14 protein-coding genes are annotated in these 17,299 nt (G+C 59.8%); 5 read left to right on the top strand and 9 right to left on the bottom strand.

All coding sequences use genetic code 11. The features are described from left to right. Positions 1–19: 19 nt before the first annotated feature. Entirely contained in the window at positions 20–1,123 is a 1,104-nt protein-coding gene (recF, locus tag OSC50_RS24595) for a DNA replication/repair protein RecF (RefSeq protein ID WP_266245200.1), read from the top strand. A 4-nt stretch (positions 1,124–1,127) separates the two neighbouring features. Continuing rightward, complete coding sequence (gene gyrB, locus OSC50_RS24590) at positions 1,128–3,545, top strand: DNA topoisomerase (ATP-hydrolyzing) subunit B (RefSeq protein ID WP_181077543.1); 2,418 nt, start codon at positions 1,128–1,130, stop codon at positions 3,543–3,545. Positions 3,546–3,656: 111 nt separating this feature from the next. On the opposite strand, the gene OSC50_RS24585 is transcribed toward gyrB, so the two are convergent. Then, positions 3,657–4,379 carry a response regulator transcription factor gene (locus OSC50_RS24585; RefSeq protein ID WP_181077508.1) on the bottom strand — a complete coding sequence of 241 codons (723 nt, stop codon included), beginning with the start codon at positions 4,377–4,379 and terminating at the stop codon, positions 3,657–3,659. 417 nt (positions 4,380–4,796) lie between these two features. Here OSC50_RS24585 and OSC50_RS24580 point away from each other — a divergent pair, with 417 nt between their 5' ends. Then, entirely contained in the window at positions 4,797–7,076 is a 2,280-nt protein-coding gene (locus OSC50_RS24580; protein WP_266245203.1) for a CHASE2 and HATPase_c domain-containing protein, read from the top strand. A 180-nt stretch (positions 7,077–7,256) separates the two neighbouring features. Here the strand turns inward: OSC50_RS24580 and OSC50_RS24575 are convergent, their stop codons facing one another. The 4 genes from OSC50_RS24575 to glyQ all read right to left on the bottom strand — a co-directional run bounded on the left by OSC50_RS24575 (position 7,257) and on the right by glyQ (position 11,654). Next, on the bottom strand, positions 7,257–8,027 hold the full coding sequence (locus tag OSC50_RS24575) for a lysophospholipid acyltransferase family protein (RefSeq protein ID WP_181077504.1): 771 nt from the start codon (positions 8,025–8,027) through the stop codon (positions 7,257–7,259). Between the two features lie 83 nt (positions 8,028–8,110). Further along, positions 8,111–8,647: a D-glycero-beta-D-manno-heptose 1,7-bisphosphate 7-phosphatase gene (gene gmhB / locus OSC50_RS24570; protein WP_266245206.1), complete on the bottom strand. Its 537-nt coding sequence runs from the start codon at positions 8,645–8,647 to the stop codon at positions 8,111–8,113. Between the two features lie 2 nt (positions 8,648–8,649). Then, positions 8,650–10,704 (bottom strand): glycine--tRNA ligase subunit beta, encoded by a 2,055-nt coding sequence (glyS, locus tag OSC50_RS24565; protein WP_266245208.1) that lies wholly within the window; start codon positions 10,702–10,704, stop codon positions 8,650–8,652. Then, positions 10,701–11,654: a glycine--tRNA ligase subunit alpha gene (gene glyQ / locus OSC50_RS24560; RefSeq protein ID WP_003170711.1), complete on the bottom strand. Its 954-nt coding sequence runs from the start codon at positions 11,652–11,654 to the stop codon at positions 10,701–10,703. The genes glyS and glyQ overlap by 4 nt, the downstream gene beginning before the upstream one ends. Before the next feature lie 81 nt (positions 11,655–11,735). Here glyQ and OSC50_RS24555 point away from each other — a divergent pair, with 81 nt between their 5' ends. Together OSC50_RS24555 and OSC50_RS24550 are read left to right on the top strand one after the other, a co-directional pair. Next, complete coding sequence (locus tag OSC50_RS24555) at positions 11,736–12,293, top strand: DNA-3-methyladenine glycosylase I (RefSeq protein WP_266245212.1); 558 nt, start codon at positions 11,736–11,738, stop codon at positions 12,291–12,293. Positions 12,294–12,333: 40 nt separating this feature from the next. Then, entirely contained in the window at positions 12,334–13,221 is an 888-nt protein-coding gene (locus tag OSC50_RS24550) for a lysophospholipid acyltransferase (protein WP_181077496.1), read from the top strand. 89 nt (positions 13,222–13,310) lie between these two features. Here OSC50_RS24550 and OSC50_RS24545 read toward each other — a convergent pair whose 3' ends face one another. Genes OSC50_RS24545 through fmt form a run of 4 tightly spaced genes read right to left on the bottom strand, consistent with a single transcriptional unit; the run spans position 13,311 to position 17,292 of the window. After that, positions 13,311–13,622: a tetratricopeptide repeat protein gene (locus OSC50_RS24545; RefSeq protein ID WP_181077495.1), complete on the bottom strand. Its 312-nt coding sequence runs from the start codon at positions 13,620–13,622 to the stop codon at positions 13,311–13,313. A gap of 15 nt (positions 13,623–13,637) precedes the next feature. After that, the gene (gene trkA, locus OSC50_RS24540) at positions 13,638–15,011 is read right to left on the bottom strand and encodes a Trk system potassium transporter TrkA (protein WP_253509855.1); all 1,374 of its coding nucleotides are present in this window, start codon (positions 15,009–15,011) and stop codon (positions 13,638–13,640) included. A gap of 20 nt (positions 15,012–15,031) precedes the next feature. Next, positions 15,032–16,342, bottom strand: a complete 1,311-nt coding sequence (gene rsmB, locus OSC50_RS24535; protein WP_181077492.1) for a 16S rRNA (cytosine(967)-C(5))-methyltransferase RsmB — start codon at positions 16,340–16,342, stop codon at positions 15,032–15,034. Continuing rightward, the gene (gene fmt, locus OSC50_RS24530) at positions 16,339–17,292 is read right to left on the bottom strand and encodes a methionyl-tRNA formyltransferase (protein WP_266245217.1); all 954 of its coding nucleotides are present in this window, start codon (positions 17,290–17,292) and stop codon (positions 16,339–16,341) included. Before fmt ends, rsmB begins: the two co-directional genes overlap by 4 nt. Between the last annotated feature and the right edge of the window lie 7 nt (positions 17,293–17,299).

Here is a 17,299-nt window from a genome sequence, read left to right as displayed (position 1 = left end):
CATGCCCAGCAGAAGCTAGATGTCCCTCAGTCGCGTCTCGGTCACCGCGGTGCGCAATTTGCACCCGGTGACCTTCTCCCCTTCCCCCCGAATCAATATTCTCCACGGCGCCAACGGCAGTGGTAAAACCAGTGTGCTGGAAGCCATTCACTTGTTGGGCCTTGCGCGTTCGTTTCGCAGCGCTCGCTTGTTGCCGGTTATCCAATACGAACAGCTGGCGTGCACAGTGTTTGGGCAGGTTGAGCTCGCAGAAGGCGGTCATAGCAACCTGGGCATATCTCGTGATCGTGGTGGGGAGTTTCAAATTCGCATAGACGGGCAAAATGCTCGGAGTGCCGCGCAGTTGGCTGAGATCCTGCCGCTGCAATTGATTAACCCCGACAGTTTTCGGCTGTTGGAAGGCGCGCCAAAGATCCGCAGGCAGTTCCTCGATTGGGGAGTGTTCCACGTGGAACCACGGTTTATGGCGACCTGGCAGCGCCTGCAGAAGGCCCTGCGGCAGCGGAACTCATGGCTGCGGCATGGTACACTTGACGCCGCTTCGCAAGCGGCCTGGGACCGTGAACTGTGCCTGGCCAGCGACGAAATAGATGAATACCGCCGCGCCTACATCAAGGCATTAAAACCAGTTTTTGAGCAGACTTTGAGTGAGTTGCTGGATCTCGAAGGGCTGACGCTGAGTTATTACCGTGGTTGGGACAAAGAGCGTGAGCTGAGCGCAGTGCTCGCGACCTCCTTGCTGCGGGATCAGCAAATGGGCCATACGCAGGCTGGACCCCAACGTGCTGATTTGCGCCTTAGATTAGGCACTCATAACGCTGCGGATATCTTGTCTCGCGGCCAGCAGAAATTGGTGGTGTGCGCATTGCGTATCGCACAGGGCCACTTGGTTAGCCAGGCTCGGCGAGGCCAATGTATTTATCTGGTGGATGATTTGCCGTCCGAACTGGACGAGCAACATCGTCGCTCGTTGTGCCGCTTGTTGGAAGACTTACGCTGCCAGGTGTTTATCACCTGTGTAGACCACGAATTATTGAGGGAAGGCTGGCAGACGGAAACGCCAGTCGCTTTGTTCCACGTGGAACAAGGCCGTATCACCCAGACCCACGACCATCGGGAGTGAAGGCATGAGCGAAGAAAACACGTACGACTCGACCAGCATTAAAGTGCTGAAAGGTTTGGATGCCGTACGCAAACGTCCCGGTATGTACATTGGCGACACTGATGACGGTAGCGGTCTGCACCACATGGTGTTCGAGGTGGTCGACAACTCCATCGACGAAGCTTTGGCCGGTCACTGCGACGACATCAGTATCATCATTCACCCGGACGAATCCATCACCGTGCGCGACAACGGTCGCGGCATCCCGGTAGATGTGCATAAAGAAGAAGGCGTTTCGGCGGCAGAGGTCATCATGACTGTGCTCCACGCCGGCGGTAAGTTCGACGACAACTCCTATAAAGTTTCCGGTGGTTTGCACGGAGTGGGTGTGTCGGTGGTGAACGCTCTGTCTGAAGAGCTTATCCTGACCGTTCGCCGCAGCGGCAAAATCTGGGAACAGACTTACGTCCATGGTGTACCACAAGAGCCAATGAAGATTGTTGGCGACAGTGAAACCACCGGCACCCAGATCCATTTCAAGCCCTCGGCTGAAACCTTCAAGAATATTCACTTCAGCTGGGACATTCTGGCCAAGCGAATTCGTGAACTGTCATTCCTCAACTCCGGTGTGGGTATCGTCCTCAAGGACGAACGCAGCGGCAAGGAAGAACTGTTCAAGTATGAAGGCGGCTTGCGTGCATTCGTTGAATATCTGAACACCAACAAGACTGCGGTCAACCAGGTGTTCCACTTCAACATCCAGCGTGAAGATGGCATCGGCGTGGAAATTGCCCTGCAGTGGAACGACAGCTTCAACGAGAACCTGCTGTGTTTCACCAACAACATTCCACAACGCGACGGCGGTACTCACCTCGTGGGTTTCCGTTCCGCACTGACGCGTAACCTCAACACCTACATTGAAGCTGAAGGTCTGGCGAAGAAGCATAAGGTCGCCACCACCGGTGACGATGCGCGCGAAGGCCTGACAGCGATCATTTCGGTGAAGGTGCCGGATCCTAAGTTCAGCTCGCAGACCAAAGACAAACTGGTGTCCTCCGAAGTGAAGACCGCAGTTGAACAGGAGATGGGCAAATACTTCTCCGACTTCCTGCTGGAGAACCCGAACGAGGCCAAGCTGGTTGTCGGCAAGATGATCGACGCCGCGCGTGCCCGTGAAGCGGCGCGTAAAGCCCGTGAAATGACCCGACGCAAAGGCGCGCTGGATATCGCCGGCCTGCCGGGCAAGTTGGCTGACTGCCAGGAGAAGGACCCTGCCCTCTCCGAACTGTACCTGGTGGAAGGTGACTCTGCTGGCGGTTCCGCCAAGCAGGGTCGTAACCGTCGCACCCAGGCCATCCTGCCGTTGAAGGGTAAGATCCTCAACGTCGAGAAGGCGCGTTTCGACAAGATGATTTCCTCTCAGGAAGTCGGCACCTTGATCACGGCTCTGGGCTGCGGTATTGGTCGCGACGAGTACAACATCGAAAAACTGCGCTACCACAACATCATCATCATGACCGATGCCGACGTCGACGGTTCGCACATTCGTACGCTGCTGCTGACCTTCTTCTTCCGTCAGTTGCCGGAGCTGATCGAGCGCGGCTACATCTATATCGCCCAGCCACCGTTGTACAAAGTCAAAAAGGGCAAGCAAGAGCAATACATCAAAGACGACGACGCCATGGAAGAGTACATGACGCAGTCGGCCCTGGAAGATGCAAGCCTGCACTTGAACGACGAGGCCCCGGGGATCTCCGGCGAGGCGCTGGAGCGTCTGGTTAACGATTTCCGCATGGTGATGAAGACCCTCAAGCGACTGTCGCGCCTGTACCCTCAGGAGCTGACCGAGCACTTCATCTATCTGCCGGCCGTCAGCCTGGAGCAACTGAGCGATCACGCAGCGATGCAGGATTGGCTGGCCCAGTACGAAGTGCGTCTGCGCACGGTAGAGAAATCCGGGCTGGTCTACAAAGCCAGCCTGCGTGAGGACCGTGAACGTAACGTGTGGCTGCCAGAGGTCGAGCTGATTTCCCACGGCTTGTCGAACTACGTCACCTTCAACCGCGACTTCTTCGGCAGCAATGATTACAAGACTGTGGTGACGTTGGGTGCGCAACTCAGCACCCTGCTCGACGACGGCGCCTACATTCAGCGTGGCGAACGCAAGAAGCAGGTCAAGGAATTCAAGGAAGCCCTTGATTGGCTGATGGCAGAAAGCACCAAGCGCCACACCATCCAACGATACAAAGGTCTGGGCGAAATGAACCCTGACCAGTTGTGGGAAACCACCATGGACCCAAGCCAGCGTCGCATGCTGCGCGTGACCATCGAGGACGCCATTGGCGCGGATCAGATCTTCAACACCCTGATGGGTGATGCGGTTGAACCTCGTCGTGACTTCATCGAAAGCAACGCTTTGGCGGTATCGAACCTGGACTTCTAATTCCGGTTTACCCCTCGTCGAAGTAAAAAGGCCAGCGCTTCTTAGCGTTGGCCTTTTTTTTCACCAGCTGAATCTGGTTTTTCAATTGCTCCACGTGGAACATCGTCATTCCTAGCTGGAGGAAGGGGCCGGCACACTCTCCAAACGATAGCCATATCCGTAGATGGTCAGCAGTTGCCAACCCCGATCCGCCGTCAGACCGAGCTTGTTTCTTAACCGGTAGATATGGGTATCCAGCGGGCGGGATGAGACCATTTCTTCATGGGTCCAGAAGCGTTCGTACAGGTATTCGCGGGACAACGGCCTCGCCAGGTTGGCGAACAGACAGCTGGCCAGGCGGTACTCTCGTTCGGTGAGGTTGATCGGCTTACCTGCGCGTGTAACCGTCAGTTCTGCATCGTCGAAGGTCAGATCGTTGAAACTCTGTACTTCCTGTGTGGCGGATTTCTGCAGGCCGTGACGGCGGAGCACTGCGTTGACGCGGGCTTTCAGTTCATTAGGGCGAAAGGGTTTGCTGAGATAGTCGTCAGCGCCGCTGTTCAACGCGGTGACGATATCGCTTTCGGCATCGCGGCTGGTCAGCATGATCACAGCAGGCGGCGATTCCATGTGTTCGCGCGTCCAGCGCAGCAATGCGATACCAGTGATGTCCGGCAGTTGCCAGTCCAGGATCAACAGATCGAAGGTTTCCCGTCGCAGTTGACGCAGCAGGTCTTCCCCACGCTCGAAACAATGCAGGGCCCAAGGCTGTTCCGCAGTACCTGGGATTTGTCGCAGTGTCTGTTCCACCCGGCGTAATTCCGCGGGTTCGTCATCCAGTATTGCGACACGCATGGGTGGGTCCTTTCGTCTTGAAGAGTACGGCAGCCGTCGTCCTCATCAAGGCACGTACTGCGCAGATGCCGGTCGTTGAATCTGAAGAATTGTGCTCAGAACCAACGCCCCCCTGGATCTCTCGGTAGGCTCATTTCCAAGAGTGCTTAACTCATTGGAAAACGTTTCTACCCAGGCAGGAAAGATACCGACTCCCGATAGTAAGGAAAAGGCTCAGCCGACACATGTGCCGTCGTAGACTCCTCGGTGCACATAGCGGAGCCGCCCTCACCTCACCGCTTTCAAGTCGCCACGGCGGAGCCTCAATGAACATCGTGCAGGAAAACTTTTCCGATTGGGCGAGAATGGGCTTCCCGCGAGCAGAAGTGAAACCACGACAATGTTTAGTACCCTCCTCCAACACCGGCGCGGTGACCTATGATGCTCTGGGGTAAGGCCGAGAAGCGGCAACCGACCCATGCCCAGCGCTTGTTCCGCGGGTTGGTGCGTGAATGGCTGTGGATCGGTTTGCTGCTGCTGCCTATAACTGCCTACCTGTCGGTGAGTCCTGGGCTGGCCTTGAGTAACCCGCTGTATGACAGCCTGCTGCGCTTGACGTCGCTGCCGGTAGATCCGCGTATTTTGCTGGTGACCATCGACGAGCCCAGCCTCAAGAAACTCGGGCAATGGCCTTGGCCTCGTACCCTGCATGCTGATCTGATTGATCGCCTCAGCGCTGCGCAGCCGGCCGGGATTCTGTTCGACGTGATCTTCAGTGAGCCCGAAGAACCCGCTGGCGATAAGCGTCTGGCGGATGCGCTATGCAACGCCGGCAACGTGGTGCTGCCTTTGGTGCAGGACGACTCCACAGGCGACGGCCAGGCCGAAGCGCACAGGCTGCCATTACTCAAATGTGCCAGGGGCTTGGGTCATATCAATGTTGAAGCCGACAGCGACGGCGTGGTGCGCAGCCTGTATCTGCGTGAAGGACCAGCTGATGCGATGGTCCCGCAGCTTGCCTGGCTGGCTTACCAAATGGCCGTTGAACCACGACAAATGCCCGGCGGGCCGCTGGTATCGACACCGCAACGCTGGCACCGAGATCATGCGATCCGCATCCCCTCCATCCCTGTTCATAGCCACTTCCCCAGCGTGTCCTATGTCAGCGTATTGCACGGTGAGGTGCCACCGGCACAACTGCGTGACCGTTTGATTCTGGTGGGGGCAAACGCGTCTGCAATGGGGGATCGTTTTGTTACACCCCTCTTTTCCACGGCTGGTACTACCGCAGGGCTGGACATTCAGGCCAACGTACTCAATGGATTATTACAAGGTCGCAGTATTGAAGATGTTCCAGGATGGCTTGCGGCGTTGATAGCGACCTCACTGGTGGCGCTGTTGTTGGCGTTGCTGCTCTACCGGCCACGCTATGCGCTCTGGATGACGCTGGGCTGCATGTTCATCGCGTTGGTCGGCGCCTGGACGTTGTTACGCATGGGGCACTGGTGGTCGCCGGCCGCTTGCCTGATCGGTTTGTTGCTCAGCTACCTGATCTGGAATTGGCGCCGACTGAGTGTAATTCTCGCCTATTTCGGCTGGGAGTTGGCGCGCCTGGACGACGAGCCCAAGGTCCTGCCTGAACGCCGCCGTGCGCCCGCCAGCCGAGGCGACGTGTTGCAGTCGCGCATCTTCGCGCTGGAGCAAGCGGTCAGCCGCACACGAGATACCCGGCGCTTCATGGCCGATGGCCTTGAGTGCCTGCCGGTGGCGACGCTGATCACCGATCCGCAAGGCAATATTCTGCTGGCCAATCGTATCGCCCGGAATGTGTTCGGCAATGACCTGGTCGCTGAAAATCTCCTGGAGCAACTGGCCGACCTGGGTTATCCACCCCTGCACGGCGGCGTCCGCCCTGCCCTCGCGCAACTGGAACTGGTCGAGTTCCGCGATATCCACCAGCGCAGCCTGCGCATGGAGCTTGCGCCCCTGCTACCGGCCGAAGGCGATTTTGCCCTGGGCTGGCTATTAAGCCTTACCGATCTGAGTAAGGAGCGTGACGCCCAGCAGCATCGGGAAACCATGTTGCGCTTTCTTTCCCACGACTTGCGCGCCCCCCACTCAGCGATCCTTGCATTGCTGGATGTGCACAGCAGCGAGTCGCCGATATTTGCCCAGATCGAACAGCAGGTACGACGCGCGTTGAGCCTCACCGAGTCATTCGTGCAGTTGGCCAAAGCCGAGGCCGATGGCTATCACTTCCAGCCGACGCTGTTTGCCATGTTGGTGATGGATGCCTTCGACCAAGTGGCAGTAATTGCTCAGCTCAAAGGCATCCACTTGGTCCACGACCTGGATGAGGCGGATGAAGGCATGGTGTTGGCCGATCAGTCGCTGCTCACTCGAGCGTTATTCAATGTGCTTGAGAATGCGGTCAAGTACTCACCTTCCGGTACCACCGTCAGGTTGAGTCATGCCGCTGCTGACGGCTGGCTTGGATGCCGCATCAGCGATCAGGGCCCTGGCATAGCGCCAGACGATTTGCCCGAACTGTTCAGCCAGTACCGGCGCTTTGATTCAGCCCAAGGCAGCGAAGGACTGGGGCTGGGCCTGACGATGGTCAAGGCGGTGGTGGAGCGTCACAGGGGCGTTATCAGTTGTGAAAGCACATTGGGTAAAGGCACCGTATTCAACCTTCGGTTGCCCTTGCTGGAGGAGTAAGCGAGGCATTTGGGGCGAACACAAAAAACCGGTCATCAAGACCGGTTTTTTTATAGCTGGAAAAACTTATGCACCTTTTTCGAGATTTTATCCCTTTTTGAAATATCTAATAAAATCAGCTTTTTAACGTAAAAAAGAAGCCATTCGCCAACAAACCGTGCACAGGTTATCCACAGAACATCATACGACGGGTGTATCCACAACGATCGGCTCCGGTGGCAGTGAACCCATGGCGCGTTGCTGCGCTTCGTTCCAGGCCGCGGCGCGATCATTCAGTGCCGCAATGGCGCGAGGGCCTTCGCCTTCGGCATACATCGGTTCGCCAATGACCACGGTAATCGTGCCTTCGCGTTTGGCCCAGCCGGTTTTCGGCCAGAACTTGCCGGCGTTATGCGCAATCGGCAGTACCGGCAGATTGGCGTTGACCGCCAAAGCAGTCCCACCTCGCGAGAACTTGCCCACGGTGCCGTAGGGTACGCGAGTGCCCTCCGGGAAGATCAGCACCCACACGCCGTCTTTGAGCAGCTCGTCGCCCTTCTTGGCCACATGCTTGAGCGCGGCCTTGGGGTTGTCACGGTCAATGGCGATGGGACGCAACATGGCCATCGCCCAGCCGAAAAATGGCACGTACAGCAACTCGCGCTTGAGCACCTGGCTCAAGGGCGAGAAGTAAGCCGAGAGAAAGAACGTCTCCCATGTGCTCTGGTGGTTCGACAGAATCACGCAGGGCTGCTCAGGGACGTTTTCCGCGCCCTTGACCTCGAAGCGAATATTCAGGAATACCTTGGCCAACCACAACGCGCAGCGGCACCAGTAAACGTTGATAAAGCGATAGCGCGCCTTGAACGGCAGGAACGGCGCAATAAAAAAGCTCAGGGTGCACCAGAGAAACGAACTGGTGCCCAGCAGCAGGTAAAAGAAAAAGGTTCTGATGGCCTGCAAGATCGACATGGCGGCATTTACCGTTGCGGGACACGGCCCGCCTGTTGAACAGCGCACTCCCGAACAATCCTTGGTCAGGAAGTCGAGGGCGGCTAGTTGTTGATAAGTTCTGCGGCAACTGCCGCCAGATCGTCAAAAATCAATGTGCCTACCGGCAGGTTTTTCGCCTGGGTCTTTTCGCCTTTCCCGGTCTTTACCAAAACTGGCTGAGAGTCGACGGCCTTGGCCGCCTCCAGGTCACCGAGGCTGTCCCCGACGAACCATATCCCAGCCAACGGCACGTTGTAATGTTCTGCAATGGTTTTCAACATGCCCGGCTTGGGTTTGCGGCAATCGCAGCCCTCGTCCGGCCCATGGGGGCAGTACACAACCAAGCCCACCTCGCCGCCCTGCTCAGCCACCAACGCGCGCAAGCGCGCATGCATGGCGTCCAGGGTGGCGAGGTCATAGTAGCCACGGGCAATGCCGGACTGGTTGGTGGCGATGGCCACTGTCCAGCCGGCTTTGCTCAACTGCGCGATGGCCTCGATCGAGCCGGGTACTGGAATCCATTCCTCGACCGATTTGATGTAGGCGTCGGAGTCGTAGTTGATTACACCGTCCCGATCGAGAATCAGCAGCTTCAGCATGGTCAGCTCAGGGTCGAAATGTCGGCGATATTGACGAACAGACCACGCAGGCGCGCCAGCATGGCGTAGCGGTTTTTCCGCACACCTGCGTCTTCGGCATTGATCATCACCGCTTCGAAGAACGCATCCACCGGCTCACGCAAGGTCGCCAGGCGCGCCAGCGCTTCGGCGTAGTTGCGCTCGGCGATCAGCGGTTTCACGGCGTTCTCTGCCTTGACGATGGCTGAGTTCAGCGAGAACTCCTTGGCATCGGCAAACAGGCCCGGGTCGACATCAACGTTGCTCATGCCTTCGGCCTTGCCCAGCAGGTTCGACACGCGCTTGTTCACGGCAGCCAACGCATCGGCCTCAGGCAACTTGCGGAACGCCTGCACGGCTTGTACGCGCTGGTCGAAGTCCAATGCCGAACCCGGTTGCAGGGCACGAACCGACAGGTAGACGGAAACATCCACGCCTTCGTCCTCGTAGCGCGCACGCAGGCGGTCGAACACGAACTCCAGCACTTGCTCGGCCAGGCCGGCCTGCTTGACCTTGGCACCGAATTGGCCGACCGCGAAGACCACGGCCTGGGTCAGGTCGAGGTCGAGCTTCTTGTCGATCAGGATGCGCAGCACCCCCAGGGCCGCACGGCGCAGGGCGTACGGGTCTTTGCTACCGGTGGGCAGCATGCCGATGCCGAAGATGCCGACCAGGGTGTCCAGCTTGTCGGCGATCGCCACGGCTGCACCCGTGAGGGTGGACGGCAACTCGGCACCGGCACCGCGCGGCATGTACTGCTCGTTCAGCGCCAGGGCCACATCGTTCGGCTCGCCATCGTTGAGGGCGTAGTAGTAGCCGGCAACGCCTTGCATCTCGGGGAATTCGCCGACCATCTCGGTGGCCAGGTCGCACTTGGACAGCAAGCCGGCACGCGCGGCCCAGGCTGCATCACCACCAATGCGTGGTGCAATGTAGGCCGCCAGCTTGGAAACACGTACGGCTTTGTCGTAGACGCTGCCGAGTTTCTCCTGGAACACCACGTTCTGCAGGCGCAGGTTGAAGTCTTCCAGCTTCTGCTTCTTGTCCTGCTTGAAGAAGAACTCGGCGTCGGTCAGGCGCGGGCGAACGACTTTCTCGTTACCGGCGATGATCTGCTGCGGGTCCTTGCTCTCGATGTTGGCCACGGTGATAAAGCGCGGCAGCAACTTGCCGTCGGCATCCAGCAGGCAGAAGTACTTCTGGTTGTCCTGCATGGTCGTGATCAGGGCTTCCTGCGGCACATCGAGGAAACGCTCCTCGAACGAACACACCAACGGCACCGGCCACTCCACCAGCGCGGTCACTTCGTCGAGCAGGTTTGGCGGCACGATGGCAGTGCCTTCCTGCAGGCGGGCCAGCTCTTCGGTGCGCTTGCTGATCAGCTCACGACGCTCGTTGGCATCGGCCAATACGTAGGCGCCACGCAGGTCGTTGAGGTAGTTGGCCGGCGAAGTAATACGCACGCTTTGCGGGTGGTGGAAGCGGTGGCCACGGGAATCGCGACCGGCCTTCTGGGCGAGAATAGTGCAGTCGATGACCTGGTCACCCAGCAGCATCACCAGCCACTGGGTCGGACGCACGAACTCTTCCTTGCGCGCACCCCAACGCATGCGCTTGGGGATCGGCAGGTCGTTAAGGGAATCTTCGACGATGGTTGGCAGCAGGCTGGCGGTCGGCTTGCCGGTAATGACCTGGCTGAAGCGCAGTTTCGGACCGCTCTGGTCGATATCGCTCAGCTCCACGCCGCACTTCTTGGCGAAGCCCAGGGCGGCCTGGGTCGGGTTGCCTTCGGCGTCGAAGGCGGCCTGGCGTGGCGGGCCATCGAGGTTGATGCTGCGGTCCGGCTGCTGGGTTTCCAGCGCGGTCAGCAGTACCGCCAGGCGACGCGGTGCGGCGTAGACTTTTTTCGCTTCAAACTTCAGGCCGGCGGTCTGCAGGCCTTTTTCGATACCGGCCAGGAAGGCGTCGGCCAGCGTATTGAGCGCCTTGGGTGGCAGCTCTTCGGTGCCCAGTTCAACCAGGAAATCTTGAGCACTCATTGTGCAGCCTCCAGCTTAGCCAACACTTCATCACGCAAATCCTCGGTAGCCATCGGGAAGCCCAGCTTGGCGCGTGCCAGCAGGTAGGCTTGAGCGACGGAACGCGCCAGGGTGCGTACACGCAGGATGTATTGCTGGCGCGCGGTCACCGAGATGGCGCGGCGGGCGTCCAGCAGGTTGAAGGTATGGGACGCCTTCAACACCATTTCGTAGCTCGGCAGCGGCAGCGGCTGATCGAGTTCGATCAGGCGTTTGGCTTCGCTTTCATAGAAATCGAACAGTTCGAACAGCTTGTCGACGTTGGCGTGTTCAAAGTTATAGGTCGACTGCTCCACTTCGTTCTGGTGGAACACGTCGCCATAGGTCACTTTGCCGAACGGGCCATCAGCCCATACCAGGTCGTAGACCGAATCCACGCCCTGCAGGTACATGGCCAGGCGCTCAAGGCCGTAGGTGATTTCGCCGGTTACCGGGTAGCACTCGATGCCGCCCGCTTGTTGGAAGTAAGTGAATTGCGTCACTTCCATACCATTGAGCCAGACCTCCCAGCCCAGGCCCCAGGCGCCCAGGGTCGGCGATTCCCAGTTGTCTTCGACGAAACGGATGTCGTGTACCAAGGGGTCGAGGCCGACGTGTTTCAGCGAGCCCAGATAGAGTTCCTGGAAGTTATCCGGGTTGGGCTTCAATACCACCTGGAACTGGTAGTAGTGCTGCAGACGGTTCGGGTTTTCGCCGTAGCGGCCGTCAGTCGGGCGACGACTGGGCTGCACATAAGCGGCGTTCCAGGTTTCCGGGCCGATGGCCCGCAGGAAGGTAGCGGTGTGGAAAGTGCCGGCGCCTACTTCCATATCGTAGGGCTGAAGTACCACACAACCTTGCTCGGCCCAGTATTGCTGGAGGGCGAGGATCAAGTCTTGGAAGGTACGCACGGCTGGCGTAGGCTGGCTCACGAAATTCACCTGTTACTTGGGCTGCGATTTAAAGAGCGGGAGTATACCCGATTCGGCCGCGCCACCATCCCCTGGAGCCTTATGCCACGCTGCTTTTGGTGTTCTGAAGATCCGCTGTACATGGCTTATCACGATCAGGAGTGGGGAACGCCGCTGCGCGATGCGCAGGGTTTGTTCGAGTTGTTATTGCTCGAAGGGTTCCAGGCGGGCCTGTCCTGGATCACCGTTTTACGCAAACGCGAGCATTATCGAAAGGTGCTGTTCGGCTTCGATGCCCAGCGTCTGGCGCGCCTGAGCGACGCCGAGATCGACGCGCTGATGCTTGACCCCGGTATCGTGCGCAACCGTCTGAAGCTCAACGCCACCCGGCGCAACGCCGCGGCCTGGCTGGCGCTCGAAGATCCGGTGGGGTGGTTGTGGTCATTCGTTGGCGGCGTGCCCAGGATCAATCACTTCAAGGACCGCAGTGAAGTTCCGGCGATCACCCCCGAGGCCGAGGCGATGAGCAAAGCCTTGAAAAAAGCCGGTTTCACCTTTGTCGGTCCGACCATTTGTTACGCGTTCATGCAGGCCTCAGGCATGGTCATGGATCACACCCAAGACTGTGACCGTTACGCGCAGTTGGCCATCGCCGGTTAGAATGCGCGCTTTGCGCACCACACACGATCAGGAGTGACCTGTGGAAAAGTTTAAAGGCGCCTTGCTGGTAGGCGCTCTCCGGTTGTTTGCCCTGCTGCCCTGGCGCGCTGTCCAGGCGGTCGGCACGGCCATCGGCTGGATCATGTGGAAAACCCCCAACCGCTCGCGCGACACGGTGCGGATCAACCTTTCCAAGTGTTTCCCGGACATGGACCCCGCCGAGCGTGAGCGCCTGGTCGGCCGCAGCCTGATGGACATCGGCAAGTCCCTGACCGAAAGCGCCTGCGCATGGATCTGGCCAGCCCAACGCTCCATTGACCTGGTGCGTGAAGTCGAAGGCCTGGAAGTCCTGCACGAGGCGCTGGCTTCGGGCAAAGGCGTGGTGGGCATCACCAGCCACCTGGGCAACTGGGAAGTGTTGAACCACTTCTATTGCAGCCAGTGCAAACCGATCATTTTCTACCGCCCGCCCAAACTCAAAGCGGTGGACGAATTACTGCGCAAGCAGCGCGTGCAACTGGGCAACCGCGTAGCTGCGTCGACCAAGGAAGGCATCCTGAGCGTGATCAAGGAAGTGCGCAAAGGTGGCCAGGTGGGTATTCCCGCCGACCCGGAGCCGGCGGAATCCGCGGGGATCTTTGTACCGTTCTTCGCCACTCAGGCGCTCACCAGCAAATTCGTGCCCAACATGCTCGCCGGCCACAAGGCTGTGGGGGTGTTCCTGCACGCCCTGCGCCTGCCTGACGGTTCGGGCTATAAGGTGATTCTGGAAGCGGCGCCGGAAGACATGTACAGCACCGACACCGCCACGTCCTGCGCAGCGATGAGCAAGGTAGTGGAGCGCTATGTCGGCGCCTACCCGAGCCAGTACATGTGGAGCATGAAGCGCTTCAAGAAACGCCCGCCGGGTGAAGCGCGGTGGTACTGACCCACTGTTGATCGAAAAACAACGCCACACCCAATGTGGGAAGGGGTAAGTCGAATCGTCGTACCGCCCCTCTCACATTTTCGATCTGCTCAGGTTTGTCGCTCGAGTTTCTTCAGGAACACCGCCATCTCTTTCTCGGCCTGCTTGTCGCCATGGGCCTGGGCCGCTTCGATACCCTTCTCCCACGCCTGTCGCGCTGCGGCGTTATCACCCTGCCCCAACTGCGCCTTGCCCAACAACTTCCAGGCCGCCGAATATTTCGGGTCGAACTCGACGCATTTGTGAAGATGCTCCGCCGCCTTCGCATTGTCCTTCAAATCCAGATAACCCTTGCCCAAGCCAAAGCGCAGCAGCGAGTTGTCCACGCCCTTTGCGAGCATCTTTTCCAGAGACTCCAGCATCGGTTCACTCCTTGATCAGAAAAAGCTCAAGCCCACGTGGAACAGCTTTTCAACATCGCGGATATGTTTCTTATCCACAAGGAAAAGGATGACGTGGTCCCCGGCAGCAATCACCGTATCGTCATGAGCGATCAGCACCTCTTCATCGCGAATGATTGCGCCGATCGTGGTGCCCGGCGGCAGGCCGATGTCGCGGATGGCCTTGCCGATGACCTTGCTGGACTTTGAGTCGCCATGGGCAATCGCCTCGATGGCCTCCGCCGCGCCCCGGCGCAGGGAGTGCACGCTGACGATATCGCCACGGCGCACGTGGGCCAGCAAGGTGCCGATGGTCGCCAGTTGCGGGCTGATGGCGATGTCGATATCGCCGCCCTGGATCAGGTCCACATAGGCCGGATTGTTGATGATGGTCATGACTTTTTTTGCCCCCAGCCGCTTGGCCAGCAGTGAGGACATGATGTTGGCTTCGTCATCGTTGGTCAGCGCCAGGAAGATATCCGCGTCGGCGATGTTCTCTTCCATCAGCAGGTCGCGGTCCGAGGCGCTGCCTTGCAGCACGACCGTGCTGTCCAGGGTGTCGGACAGATGCCGACAGCGCGACGGGCTCATCTCGATAATCTTGACTTGGTAGCGGCTTTCGATGGCCTCCGCCAGCCGCTCGCCGATTTGCCCGCCACCAGCAATGACGATGCGCTTGTAGGTCTCGTCCAGCCGACGCATTTCGCTCATGACTGCGCGAATATTCGCTTTGGCGGCGATGAAGAATACTTCGTCATCGGCTTCGATCACGGTGTCGCCCTGGGGCAGGATCGGCCGGTCACGGCGGAAAATGGCTGCGACACGGGTTTCCACATTGGGCATGTGTTCGCGCAGTTGGCGCAGTTGCTGACCCACCAGCGGCCCACCGTAGTAGGCCTTTACCGCCACCAACTGGGCCTTGCCGCCGGCGAAGTCGATCACCTGCAGGGCGCCGGGAATTTCGATCAGGCGCTTGATGTAGTGAGTCACCACTTGTTCCGGGCTGATCAGCACATCCACCGGAATCGCGTCGTTGTCGAACAACCCGGCACGGGTCAGGTAGGCCGCTTCGCGCACCCGGGCGATTTTGGTCGGCGTGTGAAACAACGTGTGAGCGACCTGGCAGGCGACCATGTTGGTTTCGTCGCTGTTGGTTACGGCGACGAGCATGTCCGCATCGTCGGCGCCCGCTTGACGCAGCACCGTGGGAAACGACGCGCGTCCTTGTACGGTGCGGATGTCCAGGCGGTCACCCAGGTTGCGCAGGCGCTCGGCGTCGGTGTCGACCACGGTGATGTCATTGGCTTCGCTGGCCAGATGTTCGGCCAACGTACCGCCAACCTGCCCTGCCCCAAGGATGATGATTTTCATCCGGTCACTCCCTTAAACCGTCAGCCGCGCGCGGCGGCGATCTTGATCAGTTTGGCGTAGTAGAAGCCATCGTGCCCGCCTTCCTGCGCGAGCAGTTGTCGGCCATGGGGCTGCTTGATACCGGCCGCGGTGGCGAGGTCCAGTTCCCGCGCGCCGCTGGTGCGGGCGAGGAAGGCTTCGATGACCTCGGTGTTTTCGGTGGGCAAGGTGGAGCATGTGGCGTAGAGCAGGATGCCGCCGACTTCCAGCGTCGGCCACAGTGCGTCGAGCAGCTCGCCTTGCAGTGCGGCCAGCGCGACGATGTCGTCGGCTTGGCGGGTGAGCTTGATGTCCGGGTGGCGGCGGATTACACCGGTGGCGGAGCACGGTGCGTCGAGCAGGATGCGCTGAAACGGCTGCCCGTCCCACCATGCGGCTGTGTCGCGGCCGTCGGCGGCAATCAGTTCTGCGCTCAGGCCCAGGCGTGCAAGGTTTTCCCGCACGCGTACCAGACGCTTGGCCTCCAGATCGACGGCGACCACGTGGGCCAGGTCTTTTTCCACTTCCAGGATGTGACACGTCTTACCGCCGGGCGCGCAGCAGGCGTCCAGCACGCGTTGGCCGGGTGCCAGGTCGAGCAGGTCGGCGGCCAATTGCGCAGCTTCGTCCTGCACGCTGATCCAGCCTTCGGCAAAGCCTGGCAGGCTGCGCACATCGGTAGCCGCCTCAAGCACGATGCCGTCGGTGCTGTACACGCACGGCGCGGCGTTTATCCCGGCGTCGGTCAGCAATTGCAGGTACGCGTCACGGCGGTGATGGCGACGGTTGACCCGCAGGATCATCGGCGGGTGCGCATTGTTGGCCGCGCAAATGGCTTCCCACTCCTGTGGCCAAAAAGCTTTCAGCGATTTCTGCAGCCAGCGCGGGTGAGCAGTGCGAACCACGGGGTCATGCTCCAACTCGGCCAGCAGCCCTTCGCTTTCGCGTTGGGCGCGGCGCAGCACAGCGTTGAGCAAGGCCTTGGCCCAGGGTTTTTTCAGCTTGTCGGCGCAGCCGACGGTCTCACCGATGGCGGCATGTGCCGGCACGCGGGTGTAAAGCAGTTGATAGAGACCCACCAGCAGCAGCGCCTCGACATCCGCGTCCGCCGCCTTGAAGGGTTTCTGCAGCAGTTTGGCGGCCAGCGCCGACAACCGTGGTTGCCAGCGCGCGGTGCCGAAGGCCAGGTCCTGGGTGAAACCGCGATCGCGATCCTCGACCTTATCCAACTGCGTGGGCAGCGAACTGTTCAGCGATGCCTTGCCATTAAGAACGGCGGCGAGGGCTTTGGCGGCGGCCAGACGCGGGTTCATTGGGTGACCGTCCCGAGCACGCTACCCAGGGAAAATTTCTCACGCCGGCTGTTGAACAAATCACTGAAATTCAGCGCTTTTCCGCCCGGCAATTGCAGACGGGTCAGGCACAGCGCCTGTTCGCCGCAGGCCACCAGCAGACCCTCCTTGCTGGCGGCGATGATTTCACCGGGGGCACCTTTGCCGTCGGCCAAAGTGGCGGCCAGCACTTTCAAAGCTTCGCCATTGAGGCTGCTGTGGCAGATCGGCCAAGGGTTGAAGGCACGTACCAGGCGCTCCAGCTCCACGGCCGGACGGCCCCAGTCAAGGCGTGCTTCGTCTTTGTTCAATTTGTGTGCGTAAGTGGCCAGGCTGTCGTCTTGCACTTGGCCTTGCAGCGTACCGGCGGCGAGGCCGGTGATGGCCTGGATCACAGCCGGGGGGCCCAGCTCGGCGAGGCGGTCGTGCAGGCTGCCGCCGGTGTCCTCGGCGGTGATCGGGGTGCTGACTTTCAGCAGCATCGGACCGGTGTCCAGGCCCGCTTCCATGCGCATCACGGTCACGCCGCTTTCGCTGTCGCCGGCTTCCAAGGCGCGCTGGATCGGCGCCGCGCCGCGCCAACGCGGCAATAACGAGGCGTGGCTGTTGATGCAACCCAGGCGTGGGATATCCAGTACTGCCTGAGGCAGGATCAGGCCGTACGCCACTACCACCATCAGGTCCGGTCGCAACGCCGCCAGTTCGGCCTGGGCCTCGGCGTTGCGCAGGGTCGGCGGCTGCAGCACGGGAATGTTGTGCTCCAGCGCCAGCTGTTTGACCGGGCTCGGCATCAGTTTTTGCCCACGCCCTGCCGGGCGGTCCGGCTGGGTGTACACCGCGACGATGTCATAAGGGCTGGCAAGCAGCGCCTTGAGGTGTTCGGCGGCAAATTCAGGTGTACCGGCAAAAACAATGCGCAGTGGCTCGGTCATGGGCGTT

It is taken from the genome of Pseudomonas quebecensis, assembly GCF_026410085.1.
In the GTDB taxonomy this organism is placed as follows: domain Bacteria; phylum Pseudomonadota; class Gammaproteobacteria; order Pseudomonadales; family Pseudomonadaceae; genus Aquipseudomonas; species Aquipseudomonas quebecensis.
The sequence above is the reverse complement of the archived record's forward strand: the minus strand, read 5'-3'. Positions and strand labels throughout refer to the sequence as shown.

Excerpts from the sequence above, each read along its gene's own strand:
- recF (WP_266245200.1), top strand. The coding sequence starts at position 20 with ATGTCCCTCAGTCGCGTCTCGGTCACCGCGGTGCGCAATTTGCACCCG.
- gyrB (WP_181077543.1), top strand. The coding sequence starts at position 1,128 with ATGAGCGAAGAAAACACGTACGACTCGACCAGCATTAAAGTGCTGAAA.
- OSC50_RS24585 (WP_181077508.1), bottom strand. The coding sequence starts at position 4,379 with ATGCGTGTCGCAATACTGGATGACGAACCCGCGGAATTACGCCGGGTG.
- OSC50_RS24580 (WP_266245203.1), top strand. The coding sequence starts at position 4,797 with ATGATGCTCTGGGGTAAGGCCGAGAAGCGGCAACCGACCCATGCCCAG.
- OSC50_RS24575 (WP_181077504.1), bottom strand. The coding sequence starts at position 8,027 with ATGTCGATCTTGCAGGCCATCAGAACCTTTTTCTTTTACCTGCTGCTG.
- gmhB (WP_266245206.1), bottom strand. The coding sequence starts at position 8,647 with ATGCTGAAGCTGCTGATTCTCGATCGGGACGGTGTAATCAACTACGAC.
- glyS (WP_266245208.1), bottom strand. The coding sequence starts at position 10,704 with ATGAGTGCTCAAGATTTCCTGGTTGAACTGGGCACCGAAGAGCTGCCA.
- OSC50_RS24555 (WP_266245212.1), top strand. The coding sequence starts at position 11,736 with ATGCCACGCTGCTTTTGGTGTTCTGAAGATCCGCTGTACATGGCTTAT.
- OSC50_RS24545 (WP_181077495.1), bottom strand. The coding sequence starts at position 13,622 with ATGCTGGAGTCTCTGGAAAAGATGCTCGCAAAGGGCGTGGACAACTCG.
- trkA (WP_253509855.1), bottom strand. The coding sequence starts at position 15,011 with ATGAAAATCATCATCCTTGGGGCAGGGCAGGTTGGCGGTACGTTGGCC.
- rsmB (WP_181077492.1), bottom strand. The coding sequence starts at position 16,342 with ATGAACCCGCGTCTGGCCGCCGCCAAAGCCCTCGCCGCCGTTCTTAAT.
- fmt (WP_266245217.1), bottom strand. The coding sequence starts at position 17,292 with ATGACCGAGCCACTGCGCATTGTTTTTGCCGGTACACCTGAATTTGCC.